Source organism: Nonomuraea deserti (genome assembly GCF_004348685.1).
GTDB classification, from domain to species: domain Bacteria; phylum Actinomycetota; class Actinomycetes; order Streptosporangiales; family Streptosporangiaceae; genus Nonomuraea; species Nonomuraea deserti.
Genome location: NZ_SMKO01000070.1, coordinates 1 through 17,979 on the forward strand (window position 1 = coordinate 1; position 17,979 = coordinate 17,979).

At 73.6% G+C, this 17,979-nt stretch carries 12 protein-coding genes; 8 read left to right on the plus strand and 4 right to left on the minus strand.

Going from position 1 to position 17,979, the window contains the following annotated elements; all coding sequences use genetic code 11:
• On the minus strand, positions 1–643 hold a 643-nt coding region (locus E1292_RS24535; protein ID WP_132597562.1), incomplete at its 3' end, for an adenylate kinase family protein.
• 194 nt (positions 644–837) lie between these two features.
• Between E1292_RS24535 and E1292_RS24540 the strand changes: the two genes are divergently transcribed.
• The 6 genes from E1292_RS24540 (at position 838) to E1292_RS24565 (ending at position 10,274) form a co-directional block, all read left to right on the plus strand.
• On the plus strand, positions 838–2,097 hold the full coding sequence (locus E1292_RS24540; RefSeq protein WP_132597563.1) for a C39 family peptidase: 1,260 nt from the start codon (positions 838–840) through the stop codon (positions 2,095–2,097).
• Between the two features lie 178 nt (positions 2,098–2,275).
• Positions 2,276–6,793 (plus strand): caspase, EACC1-associated type, encoded by a 4,518-nt coding sequence (locus tag E1292_RS24545; RefSeq protein ID WP_165974715.1) that lies wholly within the window; start codon positions 2,276–2,278, stop codon positions 6,791–6,793.
• Positions 6,794–6,887: 94 nt separating this feature from the next.
• The gene (locus E1292_RS24550; protein WP_132597565.1) at positions 6,888–7,760 is read left to right on the plus strand and encodes a helix-turn-helix domain-containing protein; all 873 of its coding nucleotides are present in this window, start codon (positions 6,888–6,890) and stop codon (positions 7,758–7,760) included.
• Between the two features lie 180 nt (positions 7,761–7,940).
• Positions 7,941–8,786, plus strand: a complete 846-nt coding sequence (locus tag E1292_RS24555; protein WP_132597566.1) for an oxidoreductase — start codon at positions 7,941–7,943, stop codon at positions 8,784–8,786.
• A 123-nt stretch (positions 8,787–8,909) separates the two neighbouring features.
• Complete coding sequence (locus tag E1292_RS24560) at positions 8,910–9,641, plus strand: SDR family oxidoreductase (protein WP_132597567.1); 732 nt, start codon at positions 8,910–8,912, stop codon at positions 9,639–9,641.
• Between the two features lie 51 nt (positions 9,642–9,692).
• A complete protein-coding gene (locus tag E1292_RS24565) occupies positions 9,693–10,274 on the plus strand; it encodes a zeta toxin family protein (RefSeq protein ID WP_165974716.1) in 582 nt (193 codons plus the stop codon).
• Positions 10,275–10,278: 4 nt separating this feature from the next.
• Here the strand turns inward: E1292_RS24565 and E1292_RS24570 are convergent, their stop codons facing one another.
• Positions 10,279–12,576 (minus strand): ATP-binding protein, encoded by a 2,298-nt coding sequence (locus tag E1292_RS24570; protein ID WP_132597569.1) that lies wholly within the window; start codon positions 12,574–12,576, stop codon positions 10,279–10,281.
• A gap of 257 nt (positions 12,577–12,833) precedes the next feature.
• On the opposite strand from E1292_RS24570, the gene E1292_RS24575 reads away from it, so the two are divergent.
• Together E1292_RS24575 and E1292_RS24580 are read left to right on the plus strand one after the other, a co-directional pair.
• Positions 12,834–15,350: an ABC transporter permease gene (locus E1292_RS24575; RefSeq protein ID WP_132597570.1), complete on the plus strand. Its 2,517-nt coding sequence runs from the start codon at positions 12,834–12,836 to the stop codon at positions 15,348–15,350.
• Positions 15,347–16,081 carry an ABC transporter ATP-binding protein gene (locus E1292_RS24580; protein ID WP_132597571.1) on the plus strand — a complete coding sequence of 245 codons (735 nt, stop codon included), beginning with the start codon at positions 15,347–15,349 and terminating at the stop codon, positions 16,079–16,081. The genes E1292_RS24575 and E1292_RS24580 overlap by 4 nt, the downstream gene beginning before the upstream one ends.
• Here the strand turns inward: E1292_RS24580 and E1292_RS24585 are convergent.
• A complete protein-coding gene (locus tag E1292_RS24585) occupies positions 16,078–16,746 on the minus strand; it encodes a response regulator (RefSeq protein ID WP_132597572.1) in 669 nt (222 codons plus the stop codon). The genes E1292_RS24580 and E1292_RS24585 overlap by 4 nt on opposite strands.
• Positions 16,743–17,834: a sensor histidine kinase gene (locus tag E1292_RS24590; protein WP_132597573.1), complete on the minus strand. Its 1,092-nt coding sequence runs from the start codon at positions 17,832–17,834 to the stop codon at positions 16,743–16,745. Before E1292_RS24590 ends, E1292_RS24585 begins: the two co-directional genes overlap by 4 nt.
• Positions 17,835–17,979 lie beyond the last annotated feature (145 nt).

A 17,979-nucleotide genomic window follows, 5' to 3' on the forward strand; every position in this document is an offset into this window, starting at 1 on the left:
GGGTGTGGGGCGGGAGGCCGAGGCGGGTGCGGATGGCCTGCTGGACCGTGGTCTTGTCGGCGCGGGCGTCGATCGTCATGACGTACTCCTTGCGCCGGAACAGCTCGATCACCGGGTCGATCTTGGTGTGGTAGTCGCGCAGCCGCCTGGCCAGGGCGTCGGGGGTGTCGTCCGTCCGGGTGACGAGCTCCCCGCCGCACACGTCGCAGCGACCCTCGGTCGAGGGCCGGTGCGCGATCAGGTTGTAGTCCATGCCGCAGCGCGAGCACAGCCGCCGGGCGAGGACGCGCCGGCGTACCTCCTCGTCGGGCAGGTCGAGATGGATCACACCGTCGAGGTCGTAGCTCTCCAGGAAGAACTCCGCCTGGCGGCGGTTGCGCGGGAAGCCGTCGATGATGAACCCGTAGTTCCAGTCGTGCAGGTGGAGCCGGTCGCTGACGACGTCCTCCACCAGGTCGTCCCCCACCAGTTCCCCCGCCGCGACGAGGCGGCGCACCTGGGCGCCGAGCTTGGTGTGGTTCTTGACGTGCCAGCGGAAGATGTCGCCCACGCTGATGTGCACCAGATCGAGGTCGTCGGCGAGCAGGGTGCTCTGGGTGCCCTTGCCGCTCCCCTGCACGCCCATGATCACATATTTCCGCATGTCACACTTCCCGGGGGCCATCTCTTATCTCTCGCGCATCGTCACCATCCCATCAGTCCCACCCGTGTTCGTGCGGGCCGGACCGGGAAATCCCGTCATGAACGTGGGAGGACGATACGTAGATTTCCCGATGCTTTACAGGCCGGTTGTGCCTAATGTCAGCCGGATCGAGCGCCTTCGGAGAAGGTGGGTCCATGCGTACGCTGCCCGTGTTCCTGTCGTTGCTGTCAGGCCTGCTCATGGCCACGACGTCCGCCGCTCCGGCGGGCGCGGCGGCGAAACCCGCGGACGTCACCCCGGACGTCGTCTTCCAGCGGGCCGACTTCGCCACCGGCACGCCCGAGGGCACCACGGCGGGCGACGGGCTGGCGTTCGGCTCGGCCGCGGGCACCGTCTCCTACACCGACGCGCTCGGCACCAGGACTTGGGAGTACGCGCGCTGGACGGGCCCCGAGCGGGCCGTCGGGTTCCCCGCCACCGAGCTGATCGCCTCCTGGACGGCCGACGTCCCGCCGGGCTCATGGATGCAGGTCGAGACCCGCGCCAGGAACGCCGAGGGCCTCACGAAGTGGTATTCGCTGGGCAGGTGGGCGTACGCCGAGGGCGACATCCGCCGCACGTCGGTGCCCGGGCAGGGCGACGGTGACGCGTCGGTGGCCGTGGACACCCTGGTCGCGGCCGCGGGCAAAGCCATGACCGCCTACCAGCTGCGGTTGACCCTCTACCGCGCGCCCGGCTCCTCGGTGACGCCGCGGGTGCGCACGTCGGGCGTCATGGCCTCCAACGTGCCCGAGCGCACGACGGTGCCGGTCAGCCCCGGCGGCGGCGCGTGGGGCACCGAGCTGAACGTGCCGCCCCGCTCCCAGAACGTGCACCAGGGCCACTACCCCGAGTGGGACGGCGGTGGCGAGGCATGGTGCAGCCCGACCTCGACCACCATGATCCTCGGCTACTGGGACAAATGGCCCAGCGCCCAGGACACCTCCTGGGTCGACCCCTCCGACCCCGATCCCGAGGTCGACTACGCCGCCCGCTACACCTACGACCACGCGTACGAAGGCGCGGGCAACTGGCCGTTCAACACCGCCTACGCGGGACGGTACGGGATGGACGGATTCGTCACCCGGCTGCGCTCGCTGACCGAGCTGGAACTCCTGATCAAGGCGGGCATCCCGGTCGTCACCTCGCAGTCGTTCAAGAAGAACGAGCTGCCCGGAGCCGGATACGGGACGAACGGTCACCTCATGGCGATCGTCGGCTTCACCGCCGACGGCGACGTGATCGCCAACGACCCGGCCTCCTCCAGCAACTCCACCGTTCGCCGCGTCTATCCGCGCGCGAACTTCGAGAACGTGTGGCTCCGCAGTTCGAGCAGCGGCGGAGTGACGTACGTCATCCACCCGCCCGGCCACGCCCTGCCCGCCACGACCCCCGGGCTGCCCGGCAACTGGTGACGACCGACTCGACGACGGGCGGAGACCTGCGTACTCTGTCACCCGGGAAAGGCGGGCCAGCCCGCCTGATTCCCTGCGTACAACGCCGATCGGGGGGTCGTCCGGTGAGCTGATGTCGCTGCGCACGGCGCCCTCGACAACCGTGCCCGACCCATCTCCCCATGCCGTGGAGCGCCGGATGACCGAGGACGATGCTGCGACGCTCGAGAAGACCCGGCTGGTGTGGCCTCCACGGCGAAGCGGTCCTTCCCTGCTGCTGTCGGACGAAGGCGCCCGCGTTCTGGTCGCGGGCACGGGCGCGCACCGCGCGCCGTCGCGGCTGCCGCAGGTGCCCGCCGTGCCGCCGACCGTCAACGACGTCGCCCAGTGCCTGGTGGAGCGGGCGGGCCTGGCCACGTCCGGCCTGAACGTGCTGCTGGACCCGGCGACCCCGGCCAACCTGGGCGAGGCGCTCGAGCGGGCGGCGCGCGAGGCCACGTCCGTGCTGATGTTCCACTTCATCGGCCACGCCGTTTTCGGGCCCGACGACGAGCTGCACCTGGCGACGCAGGCCACCGTCGACCTCGGCGACGGGGTGCCCGGCTACCAGGCGCTCCCCTACTCCGCGGTGCGCGACATCCTGTCGTCCTCGCGGGCCGAGCTCACCGTCGTGGTCCTCGACTGCTGCTTCACCGGCACCGGCCGGCCCGTGCCGGCGAAGGCGATGGAGAAGGTGATCGACGCGCCCTGGCCGGGCGCTCACGTGCTGGCGTCGTCCGCCAAGGACGAGAACTCGTGGGCGCTGCCCGGCGTCCGGCACACGGCGCTCAGCGGGGCGCTGCTGCGGCTGCTGAACGAAGGCGACCCCTCGGGGCCGCACGACTTAACCCTCGACCACGTCCATCACCACCTGGCCCGCGTGCTCCCGGAAGGCGGGTTCCCCCGCCCGCGCCGCCAGGCCGCCGGCCTGGGCGAACGCCCGCCGCTCGCGCTCAACCCCGCCCAGTCGGCCCGCCGTCCCCATACGGGCCCGCCGATCGCCTCGCCCGGCGACCTGTCCAGCCCCTACCGCGGCCTGGTCCCCTACACGGCCGAGCAGGCCGAGCTGTTCTTCGGCCGGGAGAGCGCGACGAGGTCGCTGGCCACGCGGGTGCGGCAGGCCCTGCGGGAGGACCCCCCGCCCGTCGTCGTGGGCTCGCAGGCGTTCGAGGCCGGCGGGCCGCTCATCGTGACCGGCGCCTCGGGCTGCGGGAAATCGTCGCTGCTGCGGGCCGGGCTGATCCCCGCCATGCGGCGCGACCTCGGTGACGACCTGTCGTGCGTCGTGCTGACCCCCGGCTCGGAGCCGACGGGGGCGCTGGCACGCGAGGTGGCGGCGCTGGGCGGCGGCGCGCCCGACCGGCTGCGCGCGATCATCGAGTCCGATCCGGGCGGGGCGCGGCGGGCGCTCACCGGCGTCAAGGGACGCACGCTGCTGGTGGTCGACCAGTTCGAGGAGCTGTTCATCGCCTGCATCGACGAGCGGGCCCGGCGCCGGTTCGTCGAGGCGCTCGCCGAGCTGTCCAGGAACGCGGCCGTCGTGCTCGCCGTGCGCGCCGACTTCTTCGGGCGCTGCGCGGCCTACCCCGGCCTGCTGGAGGCCATGAAGCGGCCCGAGATCGTCTCGCCCATGACCGGGGCTGAGCTGCGCACGGTGATCGAGCAGCCCGCCCTGCGCTCCGGCCTCTCGCTGGAGCCCGGGCTCACCGACCTGCTGCTGGAGGATCTCCAGGCGAACGCCGACGCGCTCGAACGGTCGGGCGGCCCGCTGCCGCTGCTCTCCCACGCCCTGCTGGCCACCTGGCAGCGGCGCTCCGGCGGCATGCTCACCATGGCCGGCTACCGGTCGGCCGGCGGCGTCACCGGGGCGCTGGCGGCGAGCGCCGAGGACACCCTGCGAGGGCTCGGGGCGGAGTTCGAGCCCATGGCGCGCGACCTGCTGATCCGGCTGGTCCAGGTGGACGACCAGATCGGCGGTACGAAACGGCGGGTCGCTCTCGCCGAGCTGCTGCCGGGCAACCCGTCGGTGGCCGGGCAGGTGCTGGCCGAGTTCGTCCGCACCCGGCTCGTCACCGTGGGCAGCGACGAGGCGGAGATCACCCACGAGGCGCTCATCCGGGCCTGGCCCAGGCTCGGGGGCTGGATCGACGCCGGCCGCGCCGGGCTGCTCGTCCAGCGCCGCCTGACCGAGGACGCCCAGCTCTGGCAGCAGCAGGAGCAGGACCCCGCCTACCTGTACGACGCGGGCCGGCTAGCGGCCGCGCTCGCGGTGGTGGGCGGCCGTCCCACCGGCTCCGCCTCCCACGGCCCCGTACCGAGCCCGGCGGGCCCCGACGGCGCCGCGCGATCCGGCCCGGCGACGGGCGCGCCCGTCGAGGACGTGATCTCCCGGACGGAGCGGCAGTTCCTCGACGCGTCGGAGCAGCGGCAGAACCGCCGCGTGCAGATCGCCCGCGGGGTGATCGCCGCCCTCTCGGTGCTCCTGCTCGTGGCCGTGAGCGGCGCCGTGGTGGCGCTGGTGCAGCGAGGCCAGGCGAGCAGCCAGGCCACGACGGCGGCCACGCAACGCGACCAGGCCCTGTCGCGCCAGATCGCCGCCACCGCCGGCCACATGCCCGACACGTCGCTCGCGGCGCAGCTCGCGCTCAGCGCCTTCCAGGTCTCGCCGACGGCGGAGGCCCGCGGTGCGCTGCTCAGCACGCTCTCGCGCCCGATCGGCGCGCGGCTCGTCGGGCACACCGCGCCCGTCGAGCGGGTGGTCTACCGCCCCGACGGCCGGGTGGCCGCGACCGCGTCCAGCGACCTCACGGCCCGGCTCTGGAACGTCGCCGACCCCCTCCGCCCCAAGGCTCTGGGCGTCGTGCAGGGCCACACGGGCAGCGTGGAAGCGGTGGCGTTCAGCACGAACGGGCGGATCCTCGCCACCGGGTCCACCGACGAGACCGCCCGGCTGTGGGACGTCTCCAACACCGCCAAGCCCGCGACCATGGCCACCCTCAAGGGGCACAAGGAGCGCGTGCTCTCCGTGGCGTTCAGTCCCAAGGGCACCATCATGGCCACCGCGTCCGCCGACCGGACCGTGCTGCTGTGGGATCTCGCCGACCCGCGCAAGCCCAAGCGGGTGGCCGTGCTGCAGCAGAGCTCCGACATCTCCGAGGTGGCCTTCAGCCCCGACGGCAGCCTGATCGCCGTGACGTCGTCCACCGGCGGCGTCGCGCTGCTCGACGTGCGCACCCCCGCCAAGCCGACCAGCCTGGCGGTGCTGCCCGCGCAGGACGGCGCGGTCAGGAGCGTGGCGTTCTCCTCCGACGGCGTCTACCTCGCCACCGGCTCCGACTCCGGCAAGGTGCACCTGTGGAACGTCACCGCCACCAAGCTCGTCGGCACCGCGAGCGGGCACGCCTCGACGGTCGGTGACGTGGCGTTCAGCCCCGACGGCAAGATCCTGGCCAGCTCCTCCACCGACGGCACCGCCCGCGTATGGGACCTGTCCAGCCCGAGCTCGCCGCAGGCCGTCGCCTCGCTGGCGGGCTCCGGCGGCGCGGTCACCGGCGTGGCGTTCAGCCCGAACGGCCAGAACCTCGCCACCTCCGCCGTGGACGGCACGGCCCGCCTGTGGAACGTCGCCAACGCCGCCCGCGTCTCGCCGCGCGCCAGGCTCACCGGCCACACGTCCACCGTCGGCGGGCTGGCCATGTCGAAGGACGGCGACACTCTCGCCACCGCCTCCGACGACGAGAGCGTGAAGCTGTGGGACGTCTCCGATCCCGCGGTGTCCACGCCGCTGTCCACGTTGTCGGGGCACACCGCCGCCGTCGTCGCGGCCTCGTTCGCCCCTGACGGCAAACACCTGGTCACGGCCTCGCTCGACAGGACCGCCCGGCTGTGGGACGTCTCCGATACCGCCGCCCCCAAGCTCGTCGCGACGCTCAAAGGGCACACGGACGGCGTGCGGTCGGCGGCGTACAGCCCTGACGGCAAGAAGGTCGTGACGGCCGGCAAGGACGGCAGGCTCTACCTGTGGGACGTGTCCACGCCCGCCGCGCCCAAGCGGGTGGCGGCGCCGGGCGTGGCCGACGAGACGCTCGACACGGTGGCGTTCCGGCCGGACAGCCGCGTCATCGCGACCAGCTCGCGCTCCTCCTACCTGCGGCTGTGGGACGTGTCCGAGCCCGCGGAGCCGCGCCGGCTGGCCAACGTCCCCGCCCACACCGGCGGCGTGCTCGACGTGCGGTTCAGCCCGGACGGCAAGACGCTCGCCACGACGGCCACCGACGGCACGACCCGGCTCTGGGACGTCGCCAAGCCGGAGCGGCCGCGACGGCTGTCGACCCTGCCCGGGCACTCCGCCGACGTGACCGGCGCCGCGTTCAATGCCAACGGCAAGACGCTCGCCACGGCCTCACGGGACGGCACCATCCGGGTGTGGAACATCGCCGACCGCGCCCGGCCGGTGTTGTGGGCGGTGCTCACGGGCTCGGGCTCGGTCAACGACGTCGAGTTCGGCCCCGAGGGGACGGTCCTGGCCGGCACCTCCGGCGTCGCGGCCCAGCTGTGGGGGCTGGACGTGGAGCAGGCGCGGGCGAACGTGTGCGAGACCTCCGGGATGACGATCACCAAGGCCGAGTGGGCCCGATACCTTCCCGGCATCCCGTACAAAGCGCCCTGCGCGGCCTGATCCCGCCGCCGTTCGCTCGGGGGCGGGATCGTGGGAGTAGCCCACCCACCCTCCGAGCTCCTGCTCGGGCGGCTCCTGTCCTAGCCTCGAAGGTATGAACAGGGACAACCTGCTCGGCCAGTTCCTGCGAGCCCGCCGCGAGCTGCTCCGGCCGGAGGATCTGGGCCTGCCGCACGGCGCGCGCCGCCGGGTGGCCGGGCTGCGCCGCGAAGAGGTGGCGCAGCTGGCCGGCGTGAGCACCGACTATTACGTACGGCTGGAGCAGGGCCGCGAACGCCACCCGTCCGCGCAGGTGGTCGACGCGCTGGCCCGCGCCCTCGCCCTGGAGGAGGACGCGGCCGCCCACCTGCACCGGCTGGCCGGCCCGTCCGCCGGGCGGCGGCCGGCTCTCCGGCGCGAACAGGTCAGCCCGCACCTGCTGCGCATGATGCAGGCCTGGCCGCACACGCCGGCGGTGGTGCTGGGCCACTGCCTGACCGTGCTGGCAGGCAACTCCCTGGGCAAGGCCCTGTTCTCCGGACACGCCCACAGCGACGACCTGGTGCGGCTGGTGTTCCTCGACGGGGACGCGCGGCAGTTCTATCCCGACTGGGACCGGGTGGCGGCCAACACCGTCGCCGGGCTGCGCGCGGTGGCCGGCACCGACCCCGACGACCCGCAGCTGATCGAGGTGGTGGGCGAGCTGTCGCTCAAGAGCGAGGCCTTCCGCACGCTGTGGGCCCGCCACGACATCCGCCAGAAGACCCACGAGACCAAACGGTTCCGCCACCCGCTGGTGGGCGAGCTGACGCTCCACTACGAGTCTCTGACCGTGAACGGCGCCCCCGGCCAGCAACTGGTCGTCTACCAGGCCGACCCGGGCAGCGCTTCCGAGGAGGCGCTGACCCTGCTGGGCAGCCTGGCGGCCGAGGAAGAAGTACGGCGCCCGGCGAACGCCGCCGAACGACCGCCCGTCACCGAGGACTGATCCCCCATCGGCCACGCGCCCGCCGAGACGGCCGGCGCGCCAGTCGGCCATGCCCGAAAACGACCGCCCGAGACCGACCACACCTACCAGCGACCACGCCACCAACCCGACCACGTGAACACGTGAACGCGTCAACACGTGAACACGCGTGAACACCACCTCGTTGGAGTGACTCCTCGTATGACCACCGATGACATGCCCGTCTGGTTCATCACCGGCTGCTCGACCGGTCTCGGCCGGGCGCTGGCCGCCGCCGTCCTGGAGGGCGGCGGGCGCGCGGCCGTCACCGCCCGCGACCCGGGGCAGGTCGCGGACCTGGCCGCCCGCCACGGCGGCCGGGCGCTGCCCCTGCCGCTCGACGTCACCGACCAGGGTCGGATCAAGGAGGCCGTCGCGCGGGCCGAGTCCGCCTTCGGCCGCATCGACGTCCTGGTCAACAACGCCGGGTACGGCTACCTGGCCGCCGTCGAGGAGGGCGAGGACCGCGAGGTCCGCGCGCTGTTCGACACGAACGTCTTCGGCCTGCTGGACGTCACCAAGGCCGTGCTCCCCGGCATGCGCGCCCGCCGCGCCGGCCACGTCGTGAACGTCTCCTCGCTCGGCGGCCTGGCGGCCTTCGGCGCCACCGGCTACTACCACGCCACCAAGTTCGCCGTGGAGGGCGTGTCGGAATCGCTGGCCGCGGAGGTTGCTCCGCTGGGCATCAAGGTCACGATCGTGGAGCCGGGCGCGTTCCGTACCAACTGGTCCGGCCCTTCCATGCGCCAGTCTCCCGTCCGGATCGGCGACTACGCGCAGACGGCGGGGGCGCGCCGCGCCGCCACGCTGGCGACCTACGGCAACCAGCCCGGCGACCCTGAACGGGCGGCCCAGGCGATCATCGCCGCGGTCGGAGCCGACGAGCCGCCGCTCCGCCTGTTGCTGGGCAGGGCGGCGTACGACGTCGCCTCGGCCCGGCTGGACACCCTGAGGACCGGCTTCGACGCCTGGCGTGACCTCACGCTCAGCGCCGACTTCCCGGAGTGAACCGGCGTCCCGAAGCAAGCCGACCTACCGAAATGAGCCGGCGTTTCGAAGGGAGCCGGCGTCCCGGAATGAGCCGGCGTCTCAGAGCGAGCCGGCGTCCCGAAGCGAAAGGAAGCGCCCGACATGACCGCCACCGAGAAGATCGTCCTGATCACCGGTGCCAGCAGCGGCATCGGCCAGGCCACCGCGCTGCGGCTGGCAGGCGACGGGAACCACGTCGTCATCGGCGCCCGCCGCACGGACCGTCTCGATGACCTCGCCACCCGGATCGAGGAGGGCGGCGGCACGGTCGACGTGCACCGCCTCGACGTGACCGACCGCGAGGACGTCGCCGCGTTCGCCGACACCGCCGCGAAGCGGCACGGCCGGATCGACGTGATCGTGAACAACGCGGGCGTGATGCCGCTGTCCCGGCTCGACTCCCTGCTGGTGGAGGAGTGGGACCGCATGATCGACGTGAACGTACGCGGCCTGCTGCACGGCATCGCCGCGGCGCTCCCGCACTTCCAGCGGCAGGGCGGCGGCCATTTCGTCACCGTCGCCTCCATCGGCGCCCACGAGGTGGTGCCGACGGGCGCGGTCTACTGCGCCACGAAGTACGCCGCCTGGGCCATCACCGAGGGCCTGCGCCTGGAGCTCGACCCGAGCATCCGCGTCACCACCGTCTCACCGGGTGTCGTGGAGTCCGAGCTCGCGGACACCATCACCGAGGCCGGCGCCCAGGAGGCGATGCGCACCTACCGGGCGGACTCCATCCCGCCCTCCGCGATCGCCGACGCCATCGCGTACGCGATCGGCCAGCCGCCTGAGGTGGACGTGAACGAACTGATCATCCGCCCGGCACGGCAGCGCTGACCGGCGGCGTGGCGCGGTCGGCGCGGCGTCCGTGTGGGAGGCTGGTGGATCGTGTCCACATCCGATGCGATCTCGTCTCCGCACCAGCCCGCCACCCGTCGCCTGGTCCTCGTCGCGGGGCAGGAAGGCGCGGGCAAGACCACGGTCATCCGTGCGCTGCTGCCGCACACGCCGGACGGCGCGCGGGTCGACGGCGAAGACCTGGGACAGGTCAATCCATGCCACTACGACGAGGCGTTCTGGCACCTGCTCCGGGTAAACGTCGCGGCCCTCGTCCGCAACTACTGGGCCGCCGGCTACGCGAACGTCATCACGGGCAGCTTCTTCCGTACCCGCGATGACTACCTGCGCTTCCGCGACCTCGTCCCCGAGGTGGACGAGGTGTACATGGTCCAATTGCTGGTCGAGCGGGACGAGCGGCAGCACCGCAGGCTCAGCCGCGCCAAGCAGACCACGCAGGAGTGGCGTGACCGGGTGGACCTGGTCGACACCGGCGACACGACCATCGCCGCCGATCAGGACGGCTACCGTTACCTCGGGGTCGACAGCACGGGGATGACGCCAGAGCAGACGGTGGCGGTGATCAGGCGGGCGATCCCGGAGATCTACGGCCCGCCGCCGTCGGAACTCTGATCATTCAGGCGGGCGGGCCGCCGTTGTGCAGGCCCTCGCCCTGCGGTTGGAGCGCGTACGCGATGCCCGCGTCGACGTCGCTGTCGTGACCCGTGGCGAACGCCAGGCGGTAGGCGGCGGGGCCGAGCGCCTCCTGTGCCCGCCGCTCACACGCCTTCCGCGTCGCCACCCACGCCGGCACGCTGGCCTGGGCCCGGCCGTGGGTGCTCCAGATGCGCTGGGCCAGCCCGAGCAGCCGCGCCGCGCGCTCGGCCTGGCCGGCCGCGCCCGCCGCGGAGGCCAGGAGGTCGACGGTCATGCCGATGCCGAAGCGGTCGTGCAGCCGCTGCTTGGTGCGCAGGGCCGCCTGGCCGTAGGAGACGGCCGCGCCGAGCCTGCCCCTGGTCAGCTCGACCCGCCCGCGCATGAAGTCGACGTGTGAGCGCATCGACCGCTCGCCGCGCTGGTCGCACAGCTGGCGCACGTCGTCGAGCACGGCGATGGCGCCGTCGACCCGCCCGTCGACCGTCTGGGCGTGCGCGCGGCACAACAGCGCCAGCAGGTTGGGCAGGGTGAACGCGTCTTCCTTCCACCGCGTCTCGTGGGCGTGGCGCGACGCGGCCAGCGCCCCGGCCGCGTCGCCGCGGATCACCGCGACCGCCGCTCTGAGCGCCCTGGCACAGGTGGCCGCGTAGGCGTCACCGGCCTTCGCGGCCGCCTCGCACTGCGCGGCCCTGGTCGCGCAGCCGTCCGCGTCGCCCTGGGTGCACGCCAGCAGGCCGTCGGCCCACAGCGCCTGGACGAGGACCGGGTCGGGAGGCCCATGCACGACCGACGACCAGACGTGGGCCGAACCGTCCGGGACCGGCGGCTTGGCCGGGCCGGGCGGCGTGTCCGCGGCCGGGGGCCGGGCTGCAGACCGATCGGAGGGCGCGGCCATGGCCAGTGCCTGGGCGAGGTAGTGGCGGCCTTCCTTGGCGTGGCCGCAGCCGTACCAGAAGAAGGCCAGCATCCCGGCCAGCTCCAGCGCCGGGCGGCCGTCGTCGCCGGCGAGGGAGGTGTCCAGCGCGGCACGCAGGTTGTCGTGCTCGCCGATCATCCGGTCGTACCAGGAGATCTGTCCCGGCCCGAGCCATCCGGCGGCGCCCCGGCCGGCCAGCGACAGGTAGTGGGCGCGGTGCCGCTGCTTGAACCGCTCCTCCTCGCCGAGCGCGCGCAGCCGGCCCGCGCCGTATTCGCGCAAGGTGTCGAGCATGCGGTAGCGCTCTCCCGCGCCCGTGGGCAGCCAGGTCAGGATCGACTCCTCCGACAGCGCGTCGAGCAGCAGGCCGATGTGCGACTCCGGCAGCCGGTCGTCGGCGCACACCACGCGGGCGGCGTCGGCGCCGAAGTCGCCCGCGAAGACCGACAGGCGGGCCCACAGCAGGCGCTCGGCCGGTTCGCACAGCTCGTGGCTCCACCCGACGGCGGTCCGCAGGTCGTGGTGCCAGGGCGGGTCGGCGTGCGCCGGAAGCCCGGACGCGCGCTCGGAAGGAGCGTCGCCGAGCGCGGCGGACCGATCGTCCACTTCCTCGTCGGAAGGGGTGTCGCCGAGCGCGGCGAACCGGTCGTCCAGCCGGTCGGCCAGCTCCTCGACGGGGAGCTCGCGCAGCCGCGCCGCGGCCAGCTCGATCGCCAGCGGAATGCCCTCCAGCCGCCGGCACAGCCGGATGACGGCGGCCTGGTCGTGGTCTGCGAGGTCGAAGCCGGGCACGACCTCGGCGGCGCGCTCGGCCAGCAGGGCCACCGCGTCGCCCCCGACGGGCCCGCCCGCGTCGGCGCCGTCGCCGGGGACCGGCAGCGGGTCGACCACGAGCACCAGCTCGCCCGGCATCCGCAACGGGCGGCGGCCGGTGGCCAGCACGCGCAGCCCCGGCACGGCGGCGAGCAGCGTCTCGACGGTGGCGGCGCAGGCGGTGACGAGGTGCTCGCAGGTGTCGAGGACGAGCAGCACCTCGCGCCCGGCCAGGTGCTCGGCCAGCACCTCCGCCATGGGGCGGCTGGTGTGGTCGGCGAGCTTGAGCGCTTCGGCGATGGCGTGCGGCAGCAGCGTGCCGTCGTCCAGCGGGGACAGCTCCACCAGCCAGGCGCCGCCGCTGAAGCCGGGCCGCAGCTCGGCGGCGGCCCGCAGGGCCAGGCGGGACTTGCCGACTCCGCCGGCGCCCGTGAGGGTCACCAGCCGCGAGCGCGCGCAGGCCCGGCGCACCCGGTCGAGCTCCTGCCTGCGCCCGACGAAGCTCGTCGGCTCCGCGGGAAGGTTGCCCGCCTGCCATCTGCCCGCCATGGTGATCGCCGCCTATCGCAGGGAGTTGAGCCAGCAGCTTGCCCGACGCTCTCACGCCTCGTCACGGAAAGTAAGAAAGTAACTACACCGGTTCAGTGACAGATCCATATCGGCGATCGGCCGGGACCGGGACCACGGTCCCTCCGCGCCGCCCGGCAGGGCCTGGGGTCCCCCGCGACGATCCTCCCGGCGACCGAAGATCCGCTCGTTGACGGGCGGGACGCTGGACGCATGGCTCAGGACGAAGGCGGCGGGACATGACGTGGCTGGCGTGGCGGACGCTGCGGTGGCATCCGGGCGGCCTGCTGGGCACGTTCATAACGCTGGTCGTCGCGGCGACCACGGTCAGCGCCATGTGGTTCGTCGTCGACTCCGCGGACCGGCAGGTGGTCCCGGTGGAGCGGTACGCGGGAGTGCCACTGGTCGTCGGCTCGAAGGGAGGGACGATCTCGCCCGGGCTGGTGGCTGCAGTGGACGCGCTGCCGGAGGTGGAGCGGACGGTTCCCGACCTCACATTCCCGGTCGGCCTGTTCGTGCGCGGCACCCGTGTGGAGGTGCCCGGGGATCAGCGCGAGGCGCAGTGGGGCCATGGCTGGTCGAGCGCGCGTCTGACGCCCTTCCTGCTTCGCGAGGGACGGGCGCCCCGAAGCGCGGGCGAGGTGGTCGCCGACGCGCGGCTGGCCGCGACGGCGCGGGTGAACGTCGGGGACCGGGTCGACGTCTCCGTGGCAGGCACGGTCCGCACCCACGTGGTGGTCGGCGTGGCGGTACCCCGTTCGGCCTGGCGGCACCAGTCGGCGCTGTTCTTCGCCGACCGCCACGTGGCGGAGCTGGCGGGACGCGGCAGGGGGGCCGACGCACTCGGGGTCTACCCCCGGCCCGGCGTGGGCGTGGAGACGCTGCGGGCGGCCGTGGCGCGGGCCGTGGAACCGTACGACCTGGCCGGTCCGCGGGCGGTGCGGGTCGCTGTCGGCGCGGAGCGCGGCCGGCAGGAGAACAACATCGTCGTTCCGGACGGGTTCACCACCGCGTGGTTCCTGGTGTGGTCCACGGCGCTGGTCTCGACGGGCATGATCGCGGCCGCCATGGGGCTGTCGGTCCGCCGCCGCGGCACGGAGATCGCGGTCCTGCGGGCCGTCGGCGCCCGCCCGGGGCAGATCCGGCGGATGTTGCTCGCGGAGGGCGTGCTGCTGGCCGTGGTCGCCACGGTGGCGGCCGTCCCGCTCGGCATGCTCCTCGCCCCCCTGGCCGCCGACCGCTTCCGCGATTTCGGCACGGTCAACGTGGCGCTCGAGGTCGGCTACCGCCTGCTGCCCATGGTGTGGACGTTCGCGCTGACCCTGGCCATGGCCGTGGCGGCGAGTCTGGCCGCGGTACGGCGGGCGCTGCGGATCCGCCCGGGCGACGCGCTGGGGGAGGCGCCGGCGGAGGGCCGCCGGCTCGGCAGGGTTCGGCTGCTGACCGGGCTGACGCTGCTGGCGGGGGCCGGCGTCCTGTCCCTCGCCCAGCTCTCGGGCCTGACCGGACTCGGCGACCTCGGCCTGCTGTTCCTGCAGTTCGCGACGGTGTTCGTGGCCGTGGCCTCGGTCGGGATGCTCGCCCCGTGGGCCGTGCTGGTCTTGGGCGGGCCGGTGCGGGCCGTGGTCGCCCGCGTGTCGCGGGCGAGCGGTCACCTCGCCGCCGCCAACGTGGTCTTCAACCATCGCAGGTTCGCCGGCGCGGTGGGTTCGCTGACGCTCGGCGCGACGCTGGCCGGGGTTGTCATGAGCACGCAGTCCTTCTACGACTGGCGCTCGGCCGCACGGGCCGCCGCGGCGGTGCGGGCCGACCACGTGCTGCAGACCTCGGCCGGGTACGGTGCGCTGTCGGAGGAACTGCGGCGCCGCGTCCTCGACCACGACGGCACGTCCGCCGTGGTCGGGATCGGCGCGATGCCGATCGCCGTGTCGGTGGAGGGGCGGGCACCGGTCGAGGACGCGCCGCAGGTCACCGCCACCGTGGTCACCGGGGACATCACGCAGGTCGTCGATCTGTCCGTACGCGGCCGGCCGCCCGGGGAACTGGGCGAGCATGAGGTGGCCATCACCGAGTCGCTGGCGGCCGGGCAGGAGGCCGGGATCGGCACGCGCCTGCGCATCCGCCTGCCGGGCACGCGTGAGGACACCCTGCACACGGTGACCACGATCTACGCCGGCACCGGCGAGCTGGGGCAGGTCCTGCTCCCCTCCGCGGCCATCGCCGGCACCTACCTGCCGACGAAGCTGTACGACCGGCTGTACGTCCGCGGGACCGGCCTCGCCGAGGCCCTGGATCCGCGGACCGCCGTCGAGTCCGTGACCAGGCAGGAGTACGTGTGGCGCAAGAGCCGGGCGAGCGCCGAGGCCAACCGCACCACGCCCTACCTCGCCGTGCTGGTCGCGCTGTTCAGCCTGGTGGCCGCGGTCAACAGCCTGTGCCTGGCGCTGATCGACCGCAGGCGGGAGATCACCGCGATGCGGCACCTCGGCATGCGCCGCGGCCAGGCGATGCGGATGGCCTGCTGGGAGAGCGCGCTCACGATCGTGCCCGTCATCCTCCTGGCCCTGGCGGCGAGCGCCTGGATGGCGTTCGTGCACGCCGCGAGCGAGCCTGGCGGCCCGGCCGCCGCGGTGTCGTTCATCCCCTTCGGCTGGCTGGCGCTGCTCGGCGGGGGCGGGCTCATCGCCGCCCTGGCGGGGTCGCTGCTGGTCGTCCGGGCGACCATGAATCACGAAGAGAGGCAGGGTTCGACATGAGCGGCGACGCCGAGCCGGTGGTGCGGCTCCGTGGGGTCGGCAAGGTCTACGGCACGGGGCCCTCCGCGGTCACCGCGCTCCGCGACCTCGATCACGACTTCGCCCGCGGCTCCTTCACGGCGGTGATGGGGCGGTCGGGCTCCGGCAAGACGACGCTGCTGCAGTGCGCCGCCGGCCTGACCCGGCCGACGTCGGGCTCGGTGAGCGTGGGCGGGGCCGACCTCTCGACGCTGGGCGAGGCCGAACTGTCCGGCATGCGCGGGCTGCGCATCGGCTTCGTCTTCCAGGCGTTCAACCTGCTGCCCGCGCTGACCGCGAGGGAGAACATCGAGCTGCCGCTGCGGCTGGCGGGGAGGCCGCCGGCACCCGGCCGGGTGGACGAGCTGGTGGACCGGATGGGCATCGCCGGCCACGTGCACCGTCGGCCGCACGAGCTGTCGGGCGGCCAGCAGCAGCGGGCGGCCATCTGCCGCGCGCTGGTGGCCGGGCCGGAGGTCGTCTTCGCCGACGAGCCGACGGGCAACCTCGACACCGGATCGGGGCGCGAGATCCTGGCGGTGCTGCGCTTCGTGGTGGACGCCATGGGGCAGACGGTCATCATGGTCACCCACGACCCGGCCGTGGCCTCCCGGGCCGACCGGGTGTTGCTGCTGAGCGACGGGCGGCTGGTGGACATCGTGGAGTCGCCGACGGCCGAGAAGATCGTCACCGGCCTCGAAGCGCGCCGCTAGGGGTGGCGGTCGCCGGGGGTGACGAGCCCGGCCTCGTAGGCGACGATCACGGCCTGGGCCCGGTCGCGCACGCCGAGCTTGGCGAACAGGTCGCTCACCCGGTTCTTCACCGTCGACACCGCCAGGCCGGTCTCGCCGGCTATCTCCTGGTTGGACAGCCCTCGCGCGATCAGTTCGAGCACCTGCCGCTCCCGTTCGCTGAGCCCGGACAGCCGCTCCGGGACCTGGACCGCACGGGGGCGTGAGGGCCGGACGAACGTGCCGATCAGGCCGAGCAGCAGCCGGGGCGCCACCGTCGCCTCGCCCCGGTGCACGATCCTGATGCCTTCGATCAGCTCCTCTGGCGAGACGTCCTTGGGCAGGAAGCCGGACGCGCCGGCGCGGAGCGCCGCGACCACGTGTTCCTCCAGGTCGAAGGTGCTCAGCGCGAGCACCCTCGTGCCCGGCAGTTCGGTGACGATGCGTTCCGTGGCCGCCACGCCGTCCATGCCCGGCAGGTGCAGGTCCATCAGCACCACGTCGGGCCGCAAGGCGCGGCTCTGGTGGATCGCCTCCTGCCCGTCGGCCGCCTCGCCCACGGTGACCAGGCCGGGCCCGGTCTCGAGCAGCAGGCGCAGCCCCGCGCGGACCACCGCGTGATCGTCCACGACAAGTACTCGGATCACATCGTCTCCAACAGCGGGATGCGGGCACGCACCACGAATCCTCCCCCGGGCGCGGGACCGGCGCGCAGCTCCCCGCCGCAGAGTGACACCCGCTCGGCCATGCCCGCCAGCCCGAGTCCCAGCTCCCCGCCGTGCTGGCGCGCCCGCCCGTCGTCGGCGACCTCGACCTCGACGTGGCCGGACCGGTACACCAGCCGCACGGTCGACCGTGCGCCCGCCGCGTGTTTGCGGGTGTTGGTGAGCGCCTCCTGGACGATGCGGTAGAGCGCGTGGTCGACGGTCGTGGGCAGCTCGACCGCCTCGCCGGTGACCTCCAGCGCGGCGTTGCCGGACTCCTCGACCAGCGTCGGCAGCCTGGTCACCCCCACTCCCGCCTGGCTCTCGATCGGCTCGCCGTCGGTGCGCAGCACGTCCAGCAGGTGGCGCATCTCGGTCATCGCCTGGCGGGCGGTGTCCTCGCCGGTGAGCAGGGCCTCCCGGGCGCGCTCGGGATCGGCAGGGATGGTCCGCCTGGCCGCGCCCATGTAGAGGGTCACCACGCTGACGTGATGGGCGATCACGTCGTGCAGCTCGCGGGCGATGCGGCGGCGCTCCTCGCGTACCGCGCGCTCGGCCGCCTGCTGCTCCCGCCTCCGGGTCAGCTCCGCGCGCATCCGCATGACCTGCCCCGCCGCCACCGGCAGCGCGGGTGACAGCGCGACGACCAGGACCGCGGAGAGGTCGTGTTCCCAGCTCGCATTGGAGACCAGCGCGCCGCCGGCCACGGCGGCCGCGGCGACCGTGGCCGACGGCAGCACGCCCGTGTGGCGGCCCGCGGCGTAGAGCGCGATGAGCATGGCGCTGCTGGGCGCGTCGGGCCACGGCGCCAGGTAGGCCACCTCGTAGAGCACGCCGGTGAGCACCGCGACGGCGATGGGATGCCGCCGCCGGAACGGCATGAGAGCCGCCGCGCCCAGCCCGACCAGTACGAGCCAGAAGGTGGGGTGCGCGGCGATCGGGCCGAGCTCCGCCACCAGCACCACCAGGACCAGGACGGCGTCCACCACCCGGTCGCGGGTCACCCGGTCACGCAAGATCGCTGAGGTCACGCCGTAAATGCATCACGCCGGAGCGCGCCCCGGCAAGTGTCCGCCGGAGCGCGCTCCCGCCGCCACGTCAGCCGCCGGAGGCCCTGGCCTGCGGCGCCGTCGAGCCGGAGCGCCGCCGGTTGCCGAGCAGCCCGAGTCGCCGGCC

Coding starts and splice junctions, on each gene's coding strand:
- E1292_RS24540 (WP_132597563.1), top strand. CDS start 838: ATGCGTACGCTGCCCGTGTTCCTGTCGTTGCTGTCAGGCCTGCTCATG.
- E1292_RS24545 (WP_165974715.1), top strand. CDS start 2,276: ATGACCGAGGACGATGCTGCGACGCTCGAGAAGACCCGGCTGGTGTGG.
- E1292_RS24550 (WP_132597565.1), top strand. CDS start 6,888: ATGAACAGGGACAACCTGCTCGGCCAGTTCCTGCGAGCCCGCCGCGAG.
- E1292_RS24555 (WP_132597566.1), top strand. CDS start 7,941: ATGACCACCGATGACATGCCCGTCTGGTTCATCACCGGCTGCTCGACC.
- E1292_RS24560 (WP_132597567.1), top strand. CDS start 8,910: ATGACCGCCACCGAGAAGATCGTCCTGATCACCGGTGCCAGCAGCGGC.
- E1292_RS24570 (WP_132597569.1), bottom strand. CDS start 12,576: ATGGCGGGCAGATGGCAGGCGGGCAACCTTCCCGCGGAGCCGACGAGC.
- E1292_RS24575 (WP_132597570.1), top strand. CDS start 12,834: ATGACGTGGCTGGCGTGGCGGACGCTGCGGTGGCATCCGGGCGGCCTG.
- E1292_RS24580 (WP_132597571.1), top strand. CDS start 15,347: ATGAGCGGCGACGCCGAGCCGGTGGTGCGGCTCCGTGGGGTCGGCAAG.